General features: G+C 70.8%; 15 protein-coding genes and 2 rRNA genes. 11 read left to right on the top strand and 6 right to left on the bottom strand.

Annotated features, from left to right (window positions below; genetic code table 11):
* The 3 genes from ACFUNE_RS03320 to ACFUNE_RS03310 all read left to right on the top strand — a co-directional run.
* Positions 1 to 73: ribosomal RNA gene (locus ACFUNE_RS03320) — 23S ribosomal RNA — on the top strand; the annotation flags it as partial.
* A gap of 79 nt (positions 74 to 152) precedes the next feature.
* Positions 153 to 269: ribosomal RNA gene (rrf, locus tag ACFUNE_RS03315) — 5S ribosomal RNA — on the top strand.
* Between the two features lie 185 nt (positions 270 to 454).
* Positions 455 to 607 carry a hypothetical protein gene (locus ACFUNE_RS03310; protein ID WP_383561651.1) on the top strand — a complete coding sequence of 51 codons (153 nt, stop codon included), beginning with the start codon at positions 455 to 457 and terminating at the stop codon, positions 605 to 607.
* A gap of 88 nt (positions 608 to 695) precedes the next feature.
* On the opposite strand, the gene ACFUNE_RS03305 is transcribed toward ACFUNE_RS03310, so the two are convergent.
* The 5 genes from ACFUNE_RS03305 to ACFUNE_RS03285 are packed head-to-tail and all read right to left on the bottom strand — an operon-like array spanning position 696 to position 6,173.
* Positions 696 to 2,009 carry a DUF58 domain-containing protein gene (locus ACFUNE_RS03305; RefSeq protein ID WP_383561649.1) on the bottom strand — a complete coding sequence of 438 codons (1,314 nt, stop codon included), beginning with the start codon at positions 2,007 to 2,009 and terminating at the stop codon, positions 696 to 698.
* Positions 2,010 to 2,019: 10 nt separating this feature from the next.
* The gene (locus ACFUNE_RS03300; protein ID WP_383561647.1) at positions 2,020 to 3,039 is read right to left on the bottom strand and encodes an AAA family ATPase; all 1,020 of its coding nucleotides are present in this window, start codon (positions 3,037 to 3,039) and stop codon (positions 2,020 to 2,022) included.
* Positions 3,036 to 4,274, bottom strand: a complete 1,239-nt coding sequence (locus ACFUNE_RS03295; protein ID WP_383561645.1) for a DUF4350 domain-containing protein — start codon at positions 4,272 to 4,274, stop codon at positions 3,036 to 3,038. Before ACFUNE_RS03295 ends, ACFUNE_RS03300 begins: the two co-directional genes overlap by 4 nt.
* Positions 4,271 to 4,960, bottom strand: a complete 690-nt coding sequence (locus ACFUNE_RS03290; protein WP_383561643.1) for a DUF4129 domain-containing protein — start codon at positions 4,958 to 4,960, stop codon at positions 4,271 to 4,273. Before ACFUNE_RS03290 ends, ACFUNE_RS03295 begins: the two co-directional genes overlap by 4 nt.
* Positions 4,961 to 4,964: 4 nt before the next feature.
* Entirely contained in the window at positions 4,965 to 6,173 is a 1,209-nt protein-coding gene (locus ACFUNE_RS03285; RefSeq protein WP_383561641.1) for a glycerophosphoryl diester phosphodiesterase membrane domain-containing protein, read from the bottom strand.
* A 140-nt stretch (positions 6,174 to 6,313) separates the two neighbouring features.
* Here ACFUNE_RS03285 and mtnA point away from each other — a divergent pair, with 140 nt between their 5' ends.
* From mtnA to ACFUNE_RS03245, 8 genes are all read left to right on the top strand, one after another.
* A complete protein-coding gene (mtnA, locus tag ACFUNE_RS03280; RefSeq protein ID WP_383561639.1) occupies positions 6,314 to 7,459 on the top strand; it encodes an S-methyl-5-thioribose-1-phosphate isomerase in 1,146 nt (381 codons plus the stop codon).
* Positions 7,460 to 7,463: 4 nt separating this feature from the next.
* Positions 7,464 to 8,153, top strand: coding sequence for a two-component system response regulator MtrA (gene mtrA / locus ACFUNE_RS03275; protein ID WP_187281934.1), 690 nt, complete (start codon positions 7,464 to 7,466; stop codon positions 8,151 to 8,153).
* A 1-nt stretch (position 8,154) separates the two neighbouring features.
* Positions 8,155 to 10,185 carry an MtrAB system histidine kinase MtrB gene (gene mtrB / locus ACFUNE_RS03270; RefSeq protein ID WP_383561637.1) on the top strand — a complete coding sequence of 677 codons (2,031 nt, stop codon included), beginning with the start codon at positions 8,155 to 8,157 and terminating at the stop codon, positions 10,183 to 10,185.
* The gene (locus ACFUNE_RS03265; protein WP_383561635.1) at positions 10,175 to 12,040 is read left to right on the top strand and encodes an LpqB family beta-propeller domain-containing protein; all 1,866 of its coding nucleotides are present in this window, start codon (positions 10,175 to 10,177) and stop codon (positions 12,038 to 12,040) included. Before mtrB ends, ACFUNE_RS03265 begins: the two co-directional genes overlap by 11 nt.
* A gap of 123 nt (positions 12,041 to 12,163) precedes the next feature.
* Complete coding sequence (locus tag ACFUNE_RS03260) at positions 12,164 to 12,883, top strand: ComF family protein (RefSeq protein ID WP_383561633.1); 720 nt, start codon at positions 12,164 to 12,166, stop codon at positions 12,881 to 12,883.
* Positions 12,884 to 13,212: 329 nt separating this feature from the next.
* Positions 13,213 to 13,902: a ribosome hibernation-promoting factor, HPF/YfiA family gene (gene hpf, locus ACFUNE_RS03255; RefSeq protein ID WP_383561631.1), complete on the top strand. Its 690-nt coding sequence runs from the start codon at positions 13,213 to 13,215 to the stop codon at positions 13,900 to 13,902.
* 194 nt (positions 13,903 to 14,096) lie between these two features.
* Positions 14,097 to 14,849 carry a response regulator gene (locus ACFUNE_RS03250; RefSeq protein WP_383561629.1) on the top strand — a complete coding sequence of 251 codons (753 nt, stop codon included), beginning with the start codon at positions 14,097 to 14,099 and terminating at the stop codon, positions 14,847 to 14,849.
* A 56-nt stretch (positions 14,850 to 14,905) separates the two neighbouring features.
* Positions 14,906 to 15,508, top strand: a complete 603-nt coding sequence (locus ACFUNE_RS03245) for a hypothetical protein (RefSeq protein ID WP_383561627.1) — start codon at positions 14,906 to 14,908, stop codon at positions 15,506 to 15,508.
* Positions 15,509 to 15,535: 27 nt separating this feature from the next.
* On the opposite strand, the gene ACFUNE_RS03240 is transcribed toward ACFUNE_RS03245, so the two are convergent.
* Positions 15,536 to 16,711: a winged helix-turn-helix domain-containing protein gene (locus ACFUNE_RS03240; RefSeq protein WP_383561625.1), complete on the bottom strand. Its 1,176-nt coding sequence runs from the start codon at positions 16,709 to 16,711 to the stop codon at positions 15,536 to 15,538.
* Positions 16,712 to 16,716 lie beyond the last annotated feature (5 nt).

The raw sequence follows: 16,716 nt of genomic DNA, 5'->3' as shown, positions 1-16,716 counted from the left end.
GTTGATAGGCCAGATGTGGAAGCCCGGTAACGGGTGGAGCTGACTGGTACTAATAGGCCGAGGGCTTGTCCTCAGTTGCTCGCGTCCACTGTGTTAGTTCTGAAATAACGAACGGCCGTGTTTTCATCCGGTGTTGGTTAATTTCATAGTGTTTCGGTGGTCATTGCGTTAGGGAAACGCCCGGTTACATTCCGAACCCGGAAGCTAAGCCTTTCAGCGCCGATGGTACTGCAGGGGGGACCCTGTGGGAGAGTAGGACGCCGCCGAACAATTATTCCGGGAAAGCCCCGTGCCCTTGTGGCACGGGGCTTTCCTGCGTTCCGGGCCCGCCCGTCCTGAACGGACCATGCACATGGTGACGGCATACCACTGAGTGACATGGTCCTCACCTGCGGGCGTGCGCCCCCTCGAGGTGCTGCCTTCCGTGGCTTGCATCGGTCACTTTCGCTCTGTAGTGGTCGCTTCTGAGCTCGACCCGGTGCTGCACAGGTCCACCCTCGCCGTGGTCCGGTTCCAGCCCGTCCCCGGTGTTCCTTCGGGCGAGGACGCCGATCCGGCGCTTCGTGACATGTGCTGGGAGGAACTCGCCCGGGACCACGAGCTGTAGCGAGTCGCTCCGGTCGGAGCCACCCATTGGCGGCTGCTACCTGGACCCGGCCCCACAACGGACCGCGATGCCGTTGTGGACGCACAGCTCAGAGCCGGCCGGCCGCCTTCAGCGCGAGGTAGGTGTCAGCCAGCGCGGGGGCGAGCTCCTCCGGCCCCGCATCGACGACGGTGACTCCATGACGGCGGAGCTGGTCCGCCGTCCGACGGCGCTGTAGCTGCGTCTGCGTGCCGGCCGCAGCCGCGTAGACCGCGTCCACTGTGCCCCGCGCGCGAGCCATCGACTCGACCTGGGGATCGGCGACCGCGGCCACCAGCACCGTGTGGCGCTGGGTGAGCTGGGGAAGCACGGGCAGGAGGCCTTCCTCGATGGGAGCGGCATCCAGACTGGTGAGCAGGATGATCAGAGAGCGCTGTGGAGCGCCGGCAAGTGCGGCCGTGCTGAGCCCGCGGGCGTCGGTCTCCACGAGTTCGGGCTCCAGGGTGGCCAACGTGCTGATGAGCGTCGACAGCACGTCCCCTCGCGAGGTCCTGCCCTGGACCTGGGCTCGGACCCGACGGTCGTAAGCGAGGAGGTTCACACGGTCGCCCGCACGGGTGGCGAGTGCTGTGAGCAGCAGGGTCGCGTCCATGGCGGCGTCGAGTCGCGGCACATCGCCCACCCTGCCTGCCGACGTGCGGCCGGTGTCGAGCACGACGAGGATGTGGCGGTCGCGCTCGGGGCGCCAGGTACGGACGGCGACGGCGGACTGGCGCGCGGTGGCCCGCCAGTCGATCGAACGGGTGTCGTCTCCCGGTACGTAGGCGCGCAGGCTGTCGAACTCCGTGCCTTCTCCGCGGGTGAGCACGCTGGTCCGGCCGTCGAGCTCCCGCAGTCTGGCGAGCCGCGAGGGCAGGTGCTTCCTGCTCGTGAAGGGCGGCAGGACCCTGACCGTCCAGGGAACGCGGTGGTAGCCCTGGCGGGCCGCGAGACCGAGCGGCCCGAACGACCTGACGGAGACGCGGTCGGCGCGGCGGTCTCCACGTCGTGACGGGCGCAGCAGCGTCGTGAGGCGGCGCCGCTCACCGGGCGGCAGGACGAACGCGTGCCGGGACGCGGCCTGTTCGGCCTCCGAGGTCCAACTGCTGGGGGGCCAGGCGTCGCGGAGGTGCGCGCGGAACCGGCGCCGGGACGTATTGGTTACGGTGAGTTGCACCGTTGCGGTGTCACCGAGTCGAACGGATGTATCACCGGATCGGGTGAACTGCAGGGTACGCACTGGCGCGGCCAGGGCGTAGTCGCACAGAATTGCCAGTGAGAGCGGGACATCGACCGCGAGCAGGCCAGTCCAGCTCGGGGCCAGGATGCCTACGGGGAGTGACCCCAAAGCCGCCACCAGGGCGGCTCTTCCGGTGAGGGCCATGGTCACCACCTCACCGGGGGACGGGGACGTGGGCGAGGACAGCGGTGATGACGGAGTCGGGGGTTACTCCCTCCATCTCCGCTTCGGGCCGCAGCTGTATGCGATGGCGGAGCGTGGGCAGAGCGAGGGCCTTCACATCGTCCGGGATGACGTAGTCCCGGCCCGTGAGCCAGGCCCATGCCCGTGCGGTGGAAAGCAGGGCGGTGGCTCCTCGGGGGGAGGCGCCGAGGGTGAGCGAGGGGGATTCGCGCGTGGCACGGCAGATATCCACGACGTAGGCGGCGATCTCGGGTGAGATCGATGTCTTGGCGACGGCGGCTCGGGCTGCTTCGAGGTCGGCCGGGCCGGCTACGGGCTGTATCCCGGCCGCCTTCAGGTCGCGGGGGTCGAACCCGTCGGCGTGGCGGGTGAGCACGCTGATCTCGTCCTCGCGTGAGGGGAGAGGCACCGTCAGCTTGAGCAGAAAGCGGTCCAGTTGGGCTTCGGGCAACGGGTAGGTGCCCTCGTATTCGACAGGGTTCTGGGTGGCTGCCACCAGGAAGGGGTCGGGCAGAGGCCGGGGTGACCCGTCGACGGTGACCTGACGTTCCTCCATGGCCTCCAGAAGGGAGGACTGTGTCTTGGGAGGGGTGCGGTTGATTTCGTCGGCGAGCAGGAGATTGGTGAACACGGGGCCGGGCTGGAAGGAGAACTCGGCGGTGCGGGCGTCGTAGACGAGTGATCCCGTGACATCGCTCGGCATGAGATCGGGGGTGAACTGGACGCGCTTGGTGTCGAGGTCCAGTGAGGCGGCAAGTGCGCGGACCAGGAGGGTCTTCGCGACTCCGGGAACACCCTCGAGAAGCACATGGCCTCGGCAGAGGAGCGCGACGACCAAGCCGGTGACCGCTGGATCCTGGCCGACCACGGCCTTGGCGATCTCGGAACGCAGAGCTTCCAGGGATGCGCGGGCGCTGTCGGAGTTCGCGGGGAGCACAGGGGTCCCTGCGGGCCCCGCACTCTCGGCGGTATCCGGGGTCGGGGCGCTCATGACGTGCGTACCTCTCTTTCGAGGGCGTCGAGTTGGTCGGTCAGAAGGACAAGTGCGGCATCGTCGGCCGGAGCCGGGCCGAAGAGGAGGGATCTGAGGTCACTGCCGGGGGTGCGGAGGCGTGAGGCGACGGCGGGCAGGAGGACCGTGGGGGAGTCGGAGTCGCGGGGGGACACTCCGAGGAGGGGAGCGATGCGGGTCCGCGTGGCGGAGCGGAGTGCGGAGGAGGCGCGGTCACGGGCATCGGCCTTGCGATAGAGGCGGGCCCGTCCTTCGGTGGATTCAGAAGCGCGGACGGCCACCGGTAGCCGCTCGGTGACCAGCGGGCCGAGCCTGCGTCCGCGCCAGATGGCGGCGAGGACGGCCGCGAGGGCGAGTTGCAGGGTGCCCCAGAGCCAGCCCGAGGGGATGAGGCCGATGAAGCCGCTCTCTCCTCCGGCTCCGCTGTCACCAGTGTCGTCCCCGTTGTCCGTGCCGGTGCCGCCTTCGGCGGCGGAGGGATCGTCGAGCGAGGGGAGGTACCAGACGAGATGCGGGCGGGAACCGAGGAGTTGCAGTCCCAGCGAGGCATTGCCCTGCTGATCCAGGCGGTCGTTGTAGAGAATGTCGGGGGAGCCGAGCAGCACGGTGTCACCGGCCCCGTCGCCGGGCAGGACCAGGAGCGGGGCGGCGGAGCCGTCGTCCGGGTAGCAGGCGGTGGCATCGCGTTCACCGGTCGCGTAGTGGATACCGCCCATGTCGGCGGCTCCCGCGGCGCGGGCTGCGGGGAGTTCGCAGCGCGGCGGGCGGGCGGTCACGGGTCTGGGCGATACCGGCCGCACGCCGGGGGCGAGCCGGGTCACGGAGGGCCCGCCAGGGGCGATGAGGACGGTCCGGCCCGCGGAGTCGGCTGTCGCCGCGCGGAGGCGGCGTTGCTGGTGCCCCGTGAGGACGTTGGGGCCGGCGACGAGCAGGGTGGTGTCGGGCCCAGCCGCGGCCTCGGCCTCGTCGAGGGTGGTGACGACGTCGACGGATACACCGCGGTCCTTGAGGAGTTCGGCGACGGCCCGGCTGCCGTAGGGGTCCGCGGAGCGGGGATCCAGCCGGCCGTGCTGCCCACCGGAGCGGGCGGCGGCGAGAGCGACCCCTGCGACGACGAGGATGAGGACGGCGAGCAGCAGCCCCCGGACGCGCAGCCAGACCTGGTGGGGGGTGCGGGCCTCCGACGTGGTGGGAAGGGCCGTGGTTCCGGTCATCCGGTGGCCCCCTGGGCCCTGCCGACGGCCGACAGGGGTCTGGCGGCCCCGAGATCCAGGTCGAGCGTGCACAGAGCCGTGTACGCGGACTCGTCCGCCGTCCGGCCGCCATACGTGACGTCGTCGAAGACCCGGGCGGCGGCGTGGAGCCGGTCGGCGTGCGCGGGCAGCAGCCGGCCGGCCTCGGCGGCCGCCTCGTCCGCGGTGCGGCCGGGGCGGGGGTCGAGGACGGCCCGGTCCTCCAGTGAGCGCACGAGGGCCCGCATCCGCTCCTGGACGGCTTCCGTCCAGCGCTTGGCTTCGGCGTGTGCGGAGGCCGCGGTGCGGTGGTCGTCCGCGCCCCGGGTGGTGCTGCCGAAGAGCGTCTCCGGCGGGCGGGCGGCGCGCTGCGGTGTGCCGAGCCGCCACCAGAGGGCGGCGGCCAGGCCGACGAAGGCCAGGACGAGTGCGACGAGCCCGAGCGGGCCGCCTGGTGCGGCCTCGGCAGCGCCGGCGAAGAGGTCGCCGACCCAGTCCCAGAAGCGGTCGAGACCGCGTTCGAGGAGATTCGGATCGTGCTCGTGGTACATCGGGTCGGACAGTTCGTCCCGGGCCGCCTCGCGGGCGGGGAGGCGTGGGGTGTCCACGGGTATGTCCTCGCTCGCCCGGATGAGCCGTACCGCGGTGGTGCCCCCCACCCCCGTCACCGCATCAGCTCCTGGGGTTGTCGTAGCCGGGTACGCCCGCGGCCCGTGCGAGGTCGAGGTCGAGCGCCTCGCGGCGGATGCGCTGGTCGACGTAGAGCAGGGCCATCACTCCCGCGGTGAACGGGTAGGCGAGCGTCGAGATGATCACTTCGCCGATGCCCGTGACGATCAGGAAGGGCCAGCCGAAGTCCGTCGAGTTGCTGTTCAGGAACTCGCTCAAACCGTTGCTGTCCACGGTCATGGCGATGATGCCGAACGGGATCGCGATGATCAAAGTCAAGATGATCACCAGCAGGTAGGTGAGCGCCAGGATGCCGAACGTCCGCCACCAGCTGCCCCTGACCAGCTTGGCGGACCGGCGCAGAGAGGTGAGCACGGACTGCCGTTCCAGCATCAGTGCCGGCGCCGCGAGCGTGAAGCGGATCATCAGCCAGAGGACCACGACGCAGGAGGCGAGGAAGCCGAGTGCGGTCAGCGCGAGTCCGCCCGCTCCGTCGCCCAGGGCCAGGCCCGGTGCCAGTCCGGCTGCCATGATCGCGGCGCTCATCAGGCTGAGCAGAAGGGTCAGGCCGAGCAGGGGCAGGAGCCGGGGGCGCGCCTCGGACCAGGCCTCGGAGAGTGTCACGCCGCGGCCGAGCACGGAGCGGCTGATCACCACGGTGAGGACCGAGGTGGTGATCAACGTGGCGATCAGAGCGATGAGCGTGCTGGGGACGCTGTTGATCAGCTGCGACTGAGCCGAGTCGGTGGCCTGGCGGAGCGCTTCCGCGCCGGTCGCGTTCGGATCGACCGACTTCTGCTCGGGCAGGAGGTAGCGCTGGACGAGTGTGATCACGATCTCGGCGATCACGGAGACGGTGAGGCTGATGCCGAGCACCGTGCGCCAGTGGGTGCGCATCGTGGACACCGCGCCGTCGAGGATCTCGCCGACCCCGAGGGGGCGGAGCGGGATGACACCGGGCTTCGCAGCCATGGGTGCGCGGCCCCATCCGGGTCCCTGCGGCATGCCACCCCAGCCGGGGGCGGGCGGGGGTGCGCCCGGGCCGTTGCCGGGAGCGCTCGGCGGGGACCACTGCCCCGGAGGCGGCTGTGCAGGAGACCACTGTCCGGCGGGGCCGCTTCCGTCAACGGGCGAGGAGGGCCTGGGGATGCCCGTCTCCTGGCCGTCGGAGGGGGCGGATCCGGGCGAAGCCCAGCCCGGAGAGTCGTTCATTGTCGCTCCTTCACCGTCCTGTCCGCTCATCGGGGCGGCAGGTTGCCAGCCATCGTGCCACGCGCCGGTCCGGTGCGGACCGGGCGCTGTATCTCCTTCTTGCCTTCGTGTGCGGGCGGTTCAGCGGGCAGACTGGGCAGATGGCTGAACAGGACGCGCAAACACCGGTGGGTAACGGGCCTCCGGCTCTCTCCGTACTCCGCTGGGACGAGCCTCCGGGAGGTCCCGCGGTGGTGCTCCTCGACCAGACGAGGCTGCCCGTCGAGGAGGCCGAGCTGGTCTGTGCTGACGTACCGGCCCTGGTGCGGGCGATCCGGACGCTGGCGGTGCGGGGTGCGCCTCTGCTGGGCATCGCCGGGGGCTACGGGGTGGCGCTGGCCGCCGCCCGGGGCGAGGACGTCGCCGTGGCCGCGGAGCTGTTGGAGCAGGCGCGGCCCACCGCGGTGAATCTCGGGTACGGGGCGCGGCGGGTGGCACGGAGATACCGGGCGGCGGTCGACAGCGGCTCCGGTCCGGAGGCGGCTGCCGCGGAGGCCCTGGCCGAGGCGCGGGCCCTGCACGAGGAGGACGCGGCGGCCAGCGAGCGGATGGCGCAGTACGGTCTGGCACTGCTGGCCGAACTCCTGCCGGACGGCGGCCACCGGCTGCTCACCCACTGCAATACCGGAGCCCTCGTGTCCGGGGGCGCGGGGACGGCGTTCGCGGTGGCCCTGAGAGCACACCGGGAGGGGAGCCTGCGGCAGCTCTGGGTGGACGAGACCCGGCCGCTCCTGCAGGGCGCCCGGCTGACGGCGTACGAGGCGCGGCGGAACGGGCTGCCGTACAGCTTGCTCACGGACAGCGCAGCGGGTTCGCTGTTTGCGGCGGGGGAGGTGGATGCCGTACTCATCGGGGCGGACCGCATCGCCGCAGACGGCTCGGTGGCCAACAAGGTGGGGAGCTATCCGTTGGCGGTGCTCGCGAAGTACCACCATGTGCCGTTCGTCGTCGTGGCGCCGACCACCACGGTCGATCTGGAAACGGTGGACGGTACATCGATCGTCGTGGAGCAGCGTTCCGCGGCCGAAGTGACGGAGCTCACATCCATGCCGGGCGGTCCGGTCGGCGCCGAGGGGCGCGGGACGGTCCTCGCACCCCCGGGAACCAAGGCGTACAACCCCGCATTCGACATCACGCCGCCCGAACTGGTCACGGCGATCGTCACGGAGGAGGGTGTCATTTCCCCGGTCACGGGGGTCGGACTGGCAGAGCTGTGTGCCAGGTCATCGCAGGTAACGATTAGCTAATGGGATGATGTCGTTTATGAAGGGACGCGTCCTTGTCGTCGACGACGACACCGCACTGGCCGAGATGCTCGGCATCGTGCTGCGTGGAGAAGGTTTCGAGCCGTCGTTCGTAGCGGACGGCGACAAGGCACTGGCTGCATTTCGTGAGGCCAAGCCGGACCTGGTGCTGCTGGACCTCATGCTGCCCGGACGGGACGGCATCGAGGTCTGCCGGCTGATCAGGGCCGAGTCAGGTGTGCCGATCGTCATGCTCACTGCCAAGAGCGACACGGTGGATGTGGTGGTGGGCCTGGAATCCGGGGCCGACGACTACATCGTCAAGCCGTTCAAACCGAAGGAGTTGGTTGCCCGGATCAGGGCGCGTTTGCGGAGGTCCGAAGAGCCCGCACCGGAGCAGCTGGCGATCGGTGACCTGGTCATCGACGTGGCCGGTCACTCGGTGAAGCGGGAGGGGCAGTCCATCGCCCTCACCCCGCTGGAGTTCGACCTGCTGGTCGCTCTCGCCCGCAAGCCGTGGCAGGTCTTCACCCGTGAGGTGCTGCTCGAGCAGGTGTGGGGCTACCGCCACGCCGCCGACACCCGCCTGGTGAACGTTCACGTCCAGCGGCTCCGCTCGAAGGTGGAGAAGGACCCGGAGCGGCCGGAGATCGTCGTGACCGTCCGCGGTGTCGGTTACAAGGCCGGACCGAGCTGACATGACCCTGGGCAGCGCTGCTCCGCCACCCGGGGGGTCCGGGGTCCGTCCGGAGCGGGCTGCCGGTCCGGCACGGAGGACTCCCCGTCTCGGCCGTGTCCCGCGGGGTGTCCGGTTGTTCCACGACCGGACGCCCGGCGGCCCCGTGCCGCGGCTCCTGATGCGGTGGATCCGCGGTCCGCTGCTGCCCGCCGTCCGGTTGTGGCGCAGGAATCTGCAGCTGCGCGTCGTGGCGGGAACGCTGCTGATGTCGATCGGCGTGGTGCTGCTCCTGGGCTTCGTCGTGATCGGGCAGGTGCGCAACGGCCTGCTCGAGGCGAAGGGGAAGGCCGCGCAGACTCAGGCGGCCGGCGGTTTCGCGGCCGCCCAGGCCAACGCGAACGCGCCGTTGGTCCCCGGTGACCAGAGCGAGGAGGGCGCCGACGGCATGACGCCCAACACCTCCTGGCGCACCGAGCTCGTCGACCAGCTCGCCAGCGGTGGGGCGAACGCGTTCAACGTGGTGGCGCTCAGCGCCGACTCCGTGGGACAGGGCACCAGCCGCGCCCCGCGCGGCTCGGGCAGCGTGGAGGCGTCCAGCATCCCGCAGAGACTGCGGGACGACGTGGGCGAGGGGGCCGGTGCCTTCCAGACGTACTCGTTGATCCGGTACTCCTACGGGAAGGCTCCGGAGCCCGGGCTGGTCGTGGGCAAGCGGCTCTACGACGTCGACCACAACCCGTACGAGCTGTACTACCTCTTCCCGCTCACGCAGGAGGAGAAGTCGCTGACCCTCGTCACGACGACACTGGCCACGGCGGGGCTCTTCGTGGTCGTGCTGCTCGGTGCCATCGCCTGGTTCGTGGTGCGCCAGGTCGTCACGCCCGTACGGATGGCGGCGGGGATCGCCGAGAGGCTTTCGGCGGGAAGGCTCCAGGAGCGGATGAAGGTCACCGGTGAGGACGACATCGCTCGCCTGGGTGAGGCCTTCAACAAGATGGCGCAGAACCTGCAGCTGAAGATCCAGCAGCTGGAGGAGCTCTCCCGCATGCAGCGGCGTTTCGTCTCGGACGTCAGCCATGAGCTGCGCACCCCGCTGACCACGGTGCGGATGGCGGCCGACGTCATCCACGAGGCACGTGTCGACTTCGACCCGGTCACGGCCCGTTCCGCGGAGCTCCTGGGCGACCAGCTCGACCGCTTCGAGTCGCTGCTGTCCGACCTGCTGGAGATCAGCAGGTTCGACGCGGGGGCGGCGGCGCTGGAAGCCGAACCGATAGATCTGCGCATGGTCGTCCGGCGGGTGATCGGCGGCGCCGAGCCCCTGGCGGAGCGCAAGGGCACCCGCATCCACGTGGTGGGGGACGAACAGCCCGTGGTCGCCGAGGCCGACGCGCGCCGTGTCGAGCGGGTCCTGCGCAACCTCGTCGTCAACGCCGTCGAGCACGGTGAGGGCCGGGACGTGATCGTGCGCATGGGCGTCGCCCAGGGTGCCGTGGCCGTGGCGGTCAGGGACTACGGCGTCGGGCTCAAGCCGGGCGAGGCCACCCGGGTGTTCAACCGCTTCTGGCGGGCGGACCCGGCTCGCGCCCGCACCACAGGTGGCACGGGCCTGGGGCTGTCGATCGCCGTCGAGGACGCCCGGCTCCACGGCGGCTGGCTGCAGGCCTGGGGCGAACCAGGTGGCGGCTCGCAGTTCCGGCTGACACTGCCGCGTACGGCGGACGAGCCGCTGCGCGGGTCACCGATACCCCTTGAGCCGGAGGACTCCCGGGGCAACCGGGAGGAGCGTGAGCGTGCGGAGGCGGCACCGGCGGTGGCCGAGAGCCGGCGGATGTCCGTCCCGAACCAGTCCGGTTCCACGGCGCGCTCGCACCTGACGGTGCCGGCTCACGGCCATGCGGCGGCGCGTACACCGGCATCGGTCCATCCGGCGGCGCTGCCGGGCAACGGAGCACGTGTGGTGTCGCGTCCGGCCGGGGAACGGCCGGGCGGGGGCACCGACCCACAGACGCAGGATCCGCAGCAGGAGGACACGACTCGTGGACACTGACCGCCGTCGGGGCGGCCACGGCCGGGCGGTGCGGTTGTCCGCGCTGCTCGGCTGCGGCGTCGTGGTGCTCGCCGGATGCGGTGCGATGCCGGTCACCGGCGACGTGAAGGCGGTCGACGCCTCGCAGCCGGGTGATTCCCAGGTGCAGGTGTACGCCGTGCCGCCGAGGGAGGGCGCCGCGCCCATCGAGGTCGTCGACGGCTTCCTGGAGTCCATGACCAGCGACGACCCGGATTTCCGGACCACGCGCAAGTATCTGACAGCGGAAGCCGCCCGCACCTGGCAGCCCGGCGAGGGCACCACGGTGCTCTCGAAGGCGCCCAACCGCAACGGTCCCACGATCCACGACAAGGAACGCAGGTCCTCCGAGACCACCTACACGCTGACCGGCGAACAGGTGGCGGCGGTCGACGCGCAGAGCTCCTACCGCCCGCTGGCCCCGTCGGAGTACTCCCAGATGCTTCATCTGGTCCGGCAGAAGGGTGCGGACGGCAAGGCGGAATGGCGCATCGACATCGTGCCGGACGGTCTGGTGCTCGGGCAGTCCGACTTCAAGCGTCTCTACCGGTCCGTGAACAAGTACTACTTCGCCGCGGGGCGCGCGGACGACGCGTCCGCACTGGTCGCCGACCCCGTCTACGTACGGAACCGCCCGGATCCCGTGACACGGATGGACACGGCCACGCAGACGGTACGGACGCTGCTGGATGGCCCGTCGAACTGGCTGCGGCCGGTGGTCGACTCGCGCTTCCCCGACGGTACGGCGCTGAAGCGGGGGGTCACCTCGCTGGCGCCGGACGACCAGAACGTCCTGAAGGTGCCGCTCAACAAGAAGGCCGACGAGGCCGGGCAGGGCGCCTGCCGGATGATGGCGGCCCAGGTGCTCTTCACGCTGCGAGACCTGACGTCCGCCCGGGTGGGGCAGGTGGAGCTGCAGGGTGCGCGGGGTCCGCTCTGCTCGCTGGGTGCCGACGAGGCCGAGGAATTCGCGTCGGACAACGCTTCCGACGGTCCCGACAGCCAGTACTTCGTCGACGGCAAGGGGCGTGTGCAGCGCATTCCCGGGAGCAGCAAGGGCAGCGGGGAACCGGAGCCGGTGATCGGTCCGCTGGGCGGCGGCACGGTGCCCATGAGCGCCGTCGGGGTGGCCCGGGACGAACAGCAGGCGGCCGCGGTCTCGGCGAACCAGCAGCATTTGTACGTCTCCTCCCTGGCCGAGGAGAGCGAGCCGGCCGCCCCCGTGGTGACCAGCCGCGCGAAGAAGGCCGCGGACCGGCTGTCCGCGCCGAGCTGGGACGGCAGAGGTGATCTGTGGGTCGCCGACCGTGACCCGGCGGACCCCAGGCTGCTGCGTCTTGTGGACGGTGCGGGTGAACCGCAGGAGGTCTCGGTACCCGGTCTGGACGGCGGGCGTATCGAAGGACTGCGGATGTCGGCCGACGGGGTCCGGATCGCCCTGCAGGTGTTCAAGGACGGGCACACGACGCTGAGCATCGGCCGGGTCGAGCACCACGGCACGGGGGAGGCCGAGGAGGTCTCGGTGGAGGACCTGCGCCAGGCCGCTCCGCAACTTGCCGATGTGACAGCTGTGTCCTGGTCCGGCCGGAGCCGCCTCGTGGTGGTCGGCAAGGAGGAGGGCGGGGTGCAGCAGGTGCGCTACGTGCAGGCCGACGGCTCGACGTCGTCCTCCGGAGTCCTGCCGGGCGTGAACCAGGTGACGGCGGTCGCGGCCGCCGACGACGAGCAGCTGCCGCTGATGGCGGACACCGAGAGCGACGGGATAGTGAAGCTGTCGCCCGGGGACAACTGGCAGACGGTCCTCAAGGAGGGCTCCTCGCTGGTCTACCCGGGCTGAGCGGGGCTCCCACCAGGCCGTTCGCACCCCGGCGCAAGCGTGCGTCGCCGGTGCGCCCCGGTTGTCCACAGGGGGTTTTCCACAGGGGTGGCCGGGTCTCCGCCGCCCGGGCACAGTGGGGCTGTGCGGGGTTGGTGGCGGGAGATCGCGGGGCTGGTGCTGCCCGTGGCCTGTGGAGGCTGCGGCAGGCCACGCACCGAGCTGTGCGCGGAGTGCGCCGGCGCGCTGGCAGCCGTGCCGTGCCGGGTCAGACCGGCACCCGAGCCGGCAGGCCTCCCCATGGTCCACGCGGCCGCCCCGTACGAGAACGCCGTACGCGCGACGCTGCTGGCCCACAAGGAGCGAGGGGCACTCGGCCTGGCAGGGGCGCTCGGCGGGGCGCTGGCAGCCGCTGTAAGGGCCGGAGCGGGGCAGGCGGGCGAGAGGGAGGCGCTGCTTCTGGTCCCCGTCCCGTCGGCACGGCGGTCCACGGCGGCACGGGGGCACGACCCGGCGCGCAGGATCGCGTTCGCGGCCACGGCCGAGCTGCGGCGCAGGGGCACGGCCGCGCGGGTGTGCGCCGTGCTGAGACAGCGGCGCACGGTGGCCGACCAGGCGGGGCTGGGGGCCGGGGAGCGGCATGCCAATCTCGCGGGCGCGCTGGTCGTGGCCGACGGTGGCCGGAGGCTGCTCGACGCCGGCCGGGTCGTGCTGGTGGACGACCTGCTGACCACGGGCTCCTCGCTGGCGGAGGCGGCCCGTGCGGTGCGCGCGTCGGGTCGTGCCGGCCCTGGCAAGACGGGGGCGCTGCGTGCGGCGGTTGTCGCAGCTTCTCCGTCTGCTTTCGAAATAAACCGGAACTGACAAATAACTTGCATCGTTGCAGGTAGTGAGTGGGTAAAGGAGCCCGATCGGAGGTACGCGTGAGTAGCGGGTGCCGACACAGTGGTGGGCAGGCTATGTTCGGTTGTGAGGGACGGTTAATTCCGCACCTCGACGAATGCGCCACCAGGTTTCGGGCAGGTAACTCACCGGTACGCCAGAAGCATGGAAATCGGTGGGGTGGACACCCTGCCGATGGGGGAGGAGGAGGTGACAGTCACCGAGTCCGCGGCTCCGGCGATCACCGGAGTCTGGTGCAAAAGGGAGATGCTCCGCCGCCGAAGCGGAGCGATCCGGGAACGGAGTTCTGCGTGGACATCGTCGTCAAGGGCCGCAAGACCGAGGTGCCCGAGCGGTTCCGCAAGCACGTGGCCGAGAAGCTGAAGCTGGACAAGATCCAGAAGTTCGACGGCAAGGTGATCAGCCTCGACGTCGAGGTGTCCAAGGAGCCGAATCCCCGTCAGGCCGACCGTGCGGCAAGGGTGGAGATCACGCTCCGCTCGCGTGGGCCGGTCATCCGGGCGGAAGCGGCGGCAGGCGACCCGTACGCAGCGCTGGACCTGGCCACCGACAAGCTCGACACGCAGCTGCGCAAGGAGCACGACAAGCGCTACAGCAGGCGCGGTAACGGCCGGCTGTCCGCGGCCGAGGTCGGAGAGGTCGTGCCGGATGCGGCCTCGTTCAACGGGGACGGCGAACTGATCCCCGACGAGCCGCCGTCCGCCGTGCCCACCACGAAGATCGGCTCGCTCGAGGTTCAGGGCGAAGGACCGCTCGTGATGCGCGAGAAGACGCACGTCGCAGCACCGATGACGCTCGACCAGGCGCTCTACGAGATGGAGTTGGTCGGACACGACTTCTATCTGTTCGTCGACTCCGAGACCAAGGAGCCCAGTGTCGTCTACCGGCGGCACGCCTACGACTACGGTGTCATCCACCTGAGGACCGACCCGCTGGCCTCCGACGAGGCGGGCGGCGCGGGCGGTGCGCTCGGCGGCTGACACCAGCACTCACAGCCGAAACGCGGTGCCCCTGGAAGCGTCTTCGCGCCCCAGGGGCATCACGTGCGACGGCAGGGGGCACCGCATCGGCGGCCGGGCATGAAAGCATGGCGTCCCAGGCCAATCAGTGCTCTGTGCGCTGCCGTTGGCCGTCAGCCTGTGACCTCAGGCAGTGGCCTTCAGGGGGAGGAACGATGGCGGACACCTTCGGGCCCGTGCGCGGGACGAACGATGCCGACAGCGCTGCCGGTGCGGATTCCGTCGCGGACGACGGCGGTTCCCGCAAGGAACCCATCAGGGTCCTTGTGGTGGACGACCACGCGCTCTTCCGCAGGGGCCTGGAGATCGTCCTCGCGCAGGAGGAGGACATCCAGGTCGTCGGCGAGGCGGGGGACGGGGCGGAGGCGGTCGACAAGGCCGCCGACCTGCTGCCCGACATCGTGCTGATGGACGTCCGGATGCCCAAGCGCGGTGGCATCGAGGCCTGCACCTCCATCAAGGAGGTGGCCCCCAGCGCGAAGATCATCATGCTGACGATCAGTGACGAGGAGGCCGACCTCTACGAGGCGATCAAGGCGGGCGCCACCGGCTACCTGCTCAAGGAGATCTCGACCGACGAGGTGGCCACCGCCATTCGCGCGGTCGCGGACGGGCAGTCCCAGATCAGCCCGTCGATGGCCTCCAAACTGCTCACCGAGTTCAAGTCGATGATCCAGCGCACCGACGAGCGCCGGCTCGTCCCCGCGCCGCGACTCACCGAGCGGGAGCTGGAAGTGCTCAAGCTCGTGGCCACGGGCATGAACAACCGCGATATCGCCAAGGAATTGTTCATCTCCGAGAACACGGTGAAGAACCACGTCCGCAATATCCTGGAGAAGCTCCAGCTGCACTCCCGGATGGAAGCCGTGGTCTATGCCATGCGGGAGAAGATCCTCGAGATCCGGTGAGCGGGGACGGCGGTCCGGCCTTGCCGGGAGTACCGGCGGAACCGGAAAGAGGGCCGGTGGGGACAACCACGATCGGCTGTGCGGAGCGCGCCCGTGCGGTGGTGCGGGCACGCAGAGTGTCGGGCCTGGTGGCGGCGCTCCTGCTGCTGCCGTTCGGCGGCTATGCCCTTGCCGTGGCGGGGATGCTCCCTGAAGGCACACCCGTCGCGCTCGGTCTGCTGTCCTTGATCGGTGGCTCCGTCCTTCTGCCCGCGCTGCGTGAGGAACAGGCCCCGTTCCGGCACTCGTCGTCGCACTTGACCGCGCGCACCCTGACCGGAGAGCGGTCCGTCGATCTCGACCGGCTCGCCACCGTCCGGCTGGTGACGACCTTCTCGTACGGCGGCGCGCACCGGCTCCTGCTGGTGCGCGACGTCCACGGCGTGCGCCTGGGGGTCACGACCGGGAGGAGCCTCAAGAAGCTGCGCCGGGCGGTCGAGAAGGCGGAAGCGAACGCCGCCCGAGGCGTCCCCGCGCCCCGGGTGAGCAGGGCGGCACGGGTGCGTCTGGGCCTCGCCCCGGGCCAAGGGCTTGTCGGGCACACGATCGTCGCCTTCCTGCTGGAGACGGTGTCCGTGACCCTGTACATGATTGCCGTACTCCGGCTGGGCGGGCAGTAGGCGGCCGGGGCAGGAACCTGAGGCGCCTCAGGCCAGGGCGTGGGCGATCTCCGCCATGAGGGGCTCGCGCAGCTCCGGTGCGTCGACCCGCTCCAGCCGCACATCGGTGCAGCCGACCCAGGACGCCGCCTCCACGAGGGCCCCGGCCATCGGGGCCACCGATTTCGCGCCGTCCAGCGACACCTGGCGCGCCACCAGGGTGGTTCCCTCCCTGGCCGGATCGACCCGGCCCCGCAGCCTGCCGCCCGCCAGCAGGGGCATGGCGAAGTAGCCGTGGATCCGCTTGGGCCGGGGCACGTAGGCCTCCAGGCGGTGGGTGAAGCCGAAGATCCGCTCCGTGCGCGCCCGTTCCCAGATCAGTGAGTCGAAGGGGGACAGCAGCGTCGTGCGGTGACGTCCGCGCGGCTCCGAGGCCAGTGCCTCGGGGTCCGCCCACGCCTGCTTCGCCCAGCCCCGCACCGTCACCGGAACGAGCCCCGAGTCCGCGACGACGGCGTCGAACTGCTCGCCCTTGAGCCGGTGGTAGTCGGCGATGTCCGCCCGGGTGCCGACACCCAGCGACCTCCCCGCCAGGGCCACCAGCCGGCGCAGGCACTCCGCGTCGTCCAGGTCGTCGTGGAGCAGGGTGTCCGGGATCGCGCGCTCGGCCAGGTCGTAGACCCGCTTCCAGCCGCGCCGCTCGGTGCACACCACCTCGCCGTACATCAGGGCCCGCTCCACGGCGACCTTGGAGGCGGACCAGTCCCACCACTCGCCGCCGTTCTTCGCGCCGCCGAGCTCCGTCGCCGTCAGGGGGCCCTCGGCGCGCAGCTGGGCGATCACCGTCCCGTACGCACCGTCGGGCAGGTCGTGGTGCCAGTGCGGCCGGGCGCGGTAGGCGCGGCGCCGGAAGGCGAAGTGCGGCCACTCCTCGACGGGCAGGATGCAGGCGGCGTGCGACCAGTACTCGAAGGAGCGGCCCCCCGACCAGTAGGCCTCGTCGACCGTGCGGCGGCCGAGCGCGCCGAGACGCGCGTACGGGACGAGCTCGTGGGACCTGGCCAGGACGGAGATGGTGTCGAGCTGGACCGCGCCGAGACCGCGCAGCACCCCGTGGACCCCGCCCCTGCGGTCCGGGGCGCCCAGGAAGCCCTGGGCGCGCAGGGCGATCCGGCGTGCCTGGTCGGCGGAGAGTTCCAGAACGGGCGGCGGCGCAGACGTCATGCGTC

The organism is Streptomyces sp. NPDC057287, assembly GCF_042667905.1.
Lineage (GTDB): Bacteria > Actinomycetota > Actinomycetes > Streptomycetales > Streptomycetaceae > Streptomyces.
Note: the sequence above shows the minus strand (reverse complement) of the source record. Positions and strands in the feature narration are given on the sequence as shown.

What these genes read in the sequence shown, in the direction of transcription:
- mtrB (WP_383561637.1), top strand. Translation starts at nt 8,155, where the DNA reads ATGACCCTGGGCAGCGCTGCTCCGCCACCCGGGGGGTCCGGGGTCCGT.
- ACFUNE_RS03240 (WP_383561625.1), bottom strand. Translation starts at nt 16,711, where the DNA reads ATGACGTCTGCGCCGCCGCCCGTTCTGGAACTCTCCGCCGACCAGGCA.
- mtnA (WP_383561639.1), top strand. Translation starts at nt 6,314, where the DNA reads ATGGCTGAACAGGACGCGCAAACACCGGTGGGTAACGGGCCTCCGGCT.
- ACFUNE_RS03295 (WP_383561645.1), bottom strand. Translation starts at nt 4,274, where the DNA reads ATGACCGGAACCACGGCCCTTCCCACCACGTCGGAGGCCCGCACCCCC.
- ACFUNE_RS03305 (WP_383561649.1), bottom strand. Translation starts at nt 2,009, where the DNA reads ATGGCCCTCACCGGAAGAGCCGCCCTGGTGGCGGCTTTGGGGTCACTC.
- mtrA (WP_187281934.1), top strand. Translation starts at nt 7,464, where the DNA reads ATGATGTCGTTTATGAAGGGACGCGTCCTTGTCGTCGACGACGACACC.
- ACFUNE_RS03300 (WP_383561647.1), bottom strand. Translation starts at nt 3,039, where the DNA reads ATGAGCGCCCCGACCCCGGATACCGCCGAGAGTGCGGGGCCCGCAGGG.
- ACFUNE_RS03285 (WP_383561641.1), bottom strand. Translation starts at nt 6,173, where the DNA reads ATGAACGACTCTCCGGGCTGGGCTTCGCCCGGATCCGCCCCCTCCGAC.
- ACFUNE_RS03250 (WP_383561629.1), top strand. Translation starts at nt 14,097, where the DNA reads ATGGCGGACACCTTCGGGCCCGTGCGCGGGACGAACGATGCCGACAGC.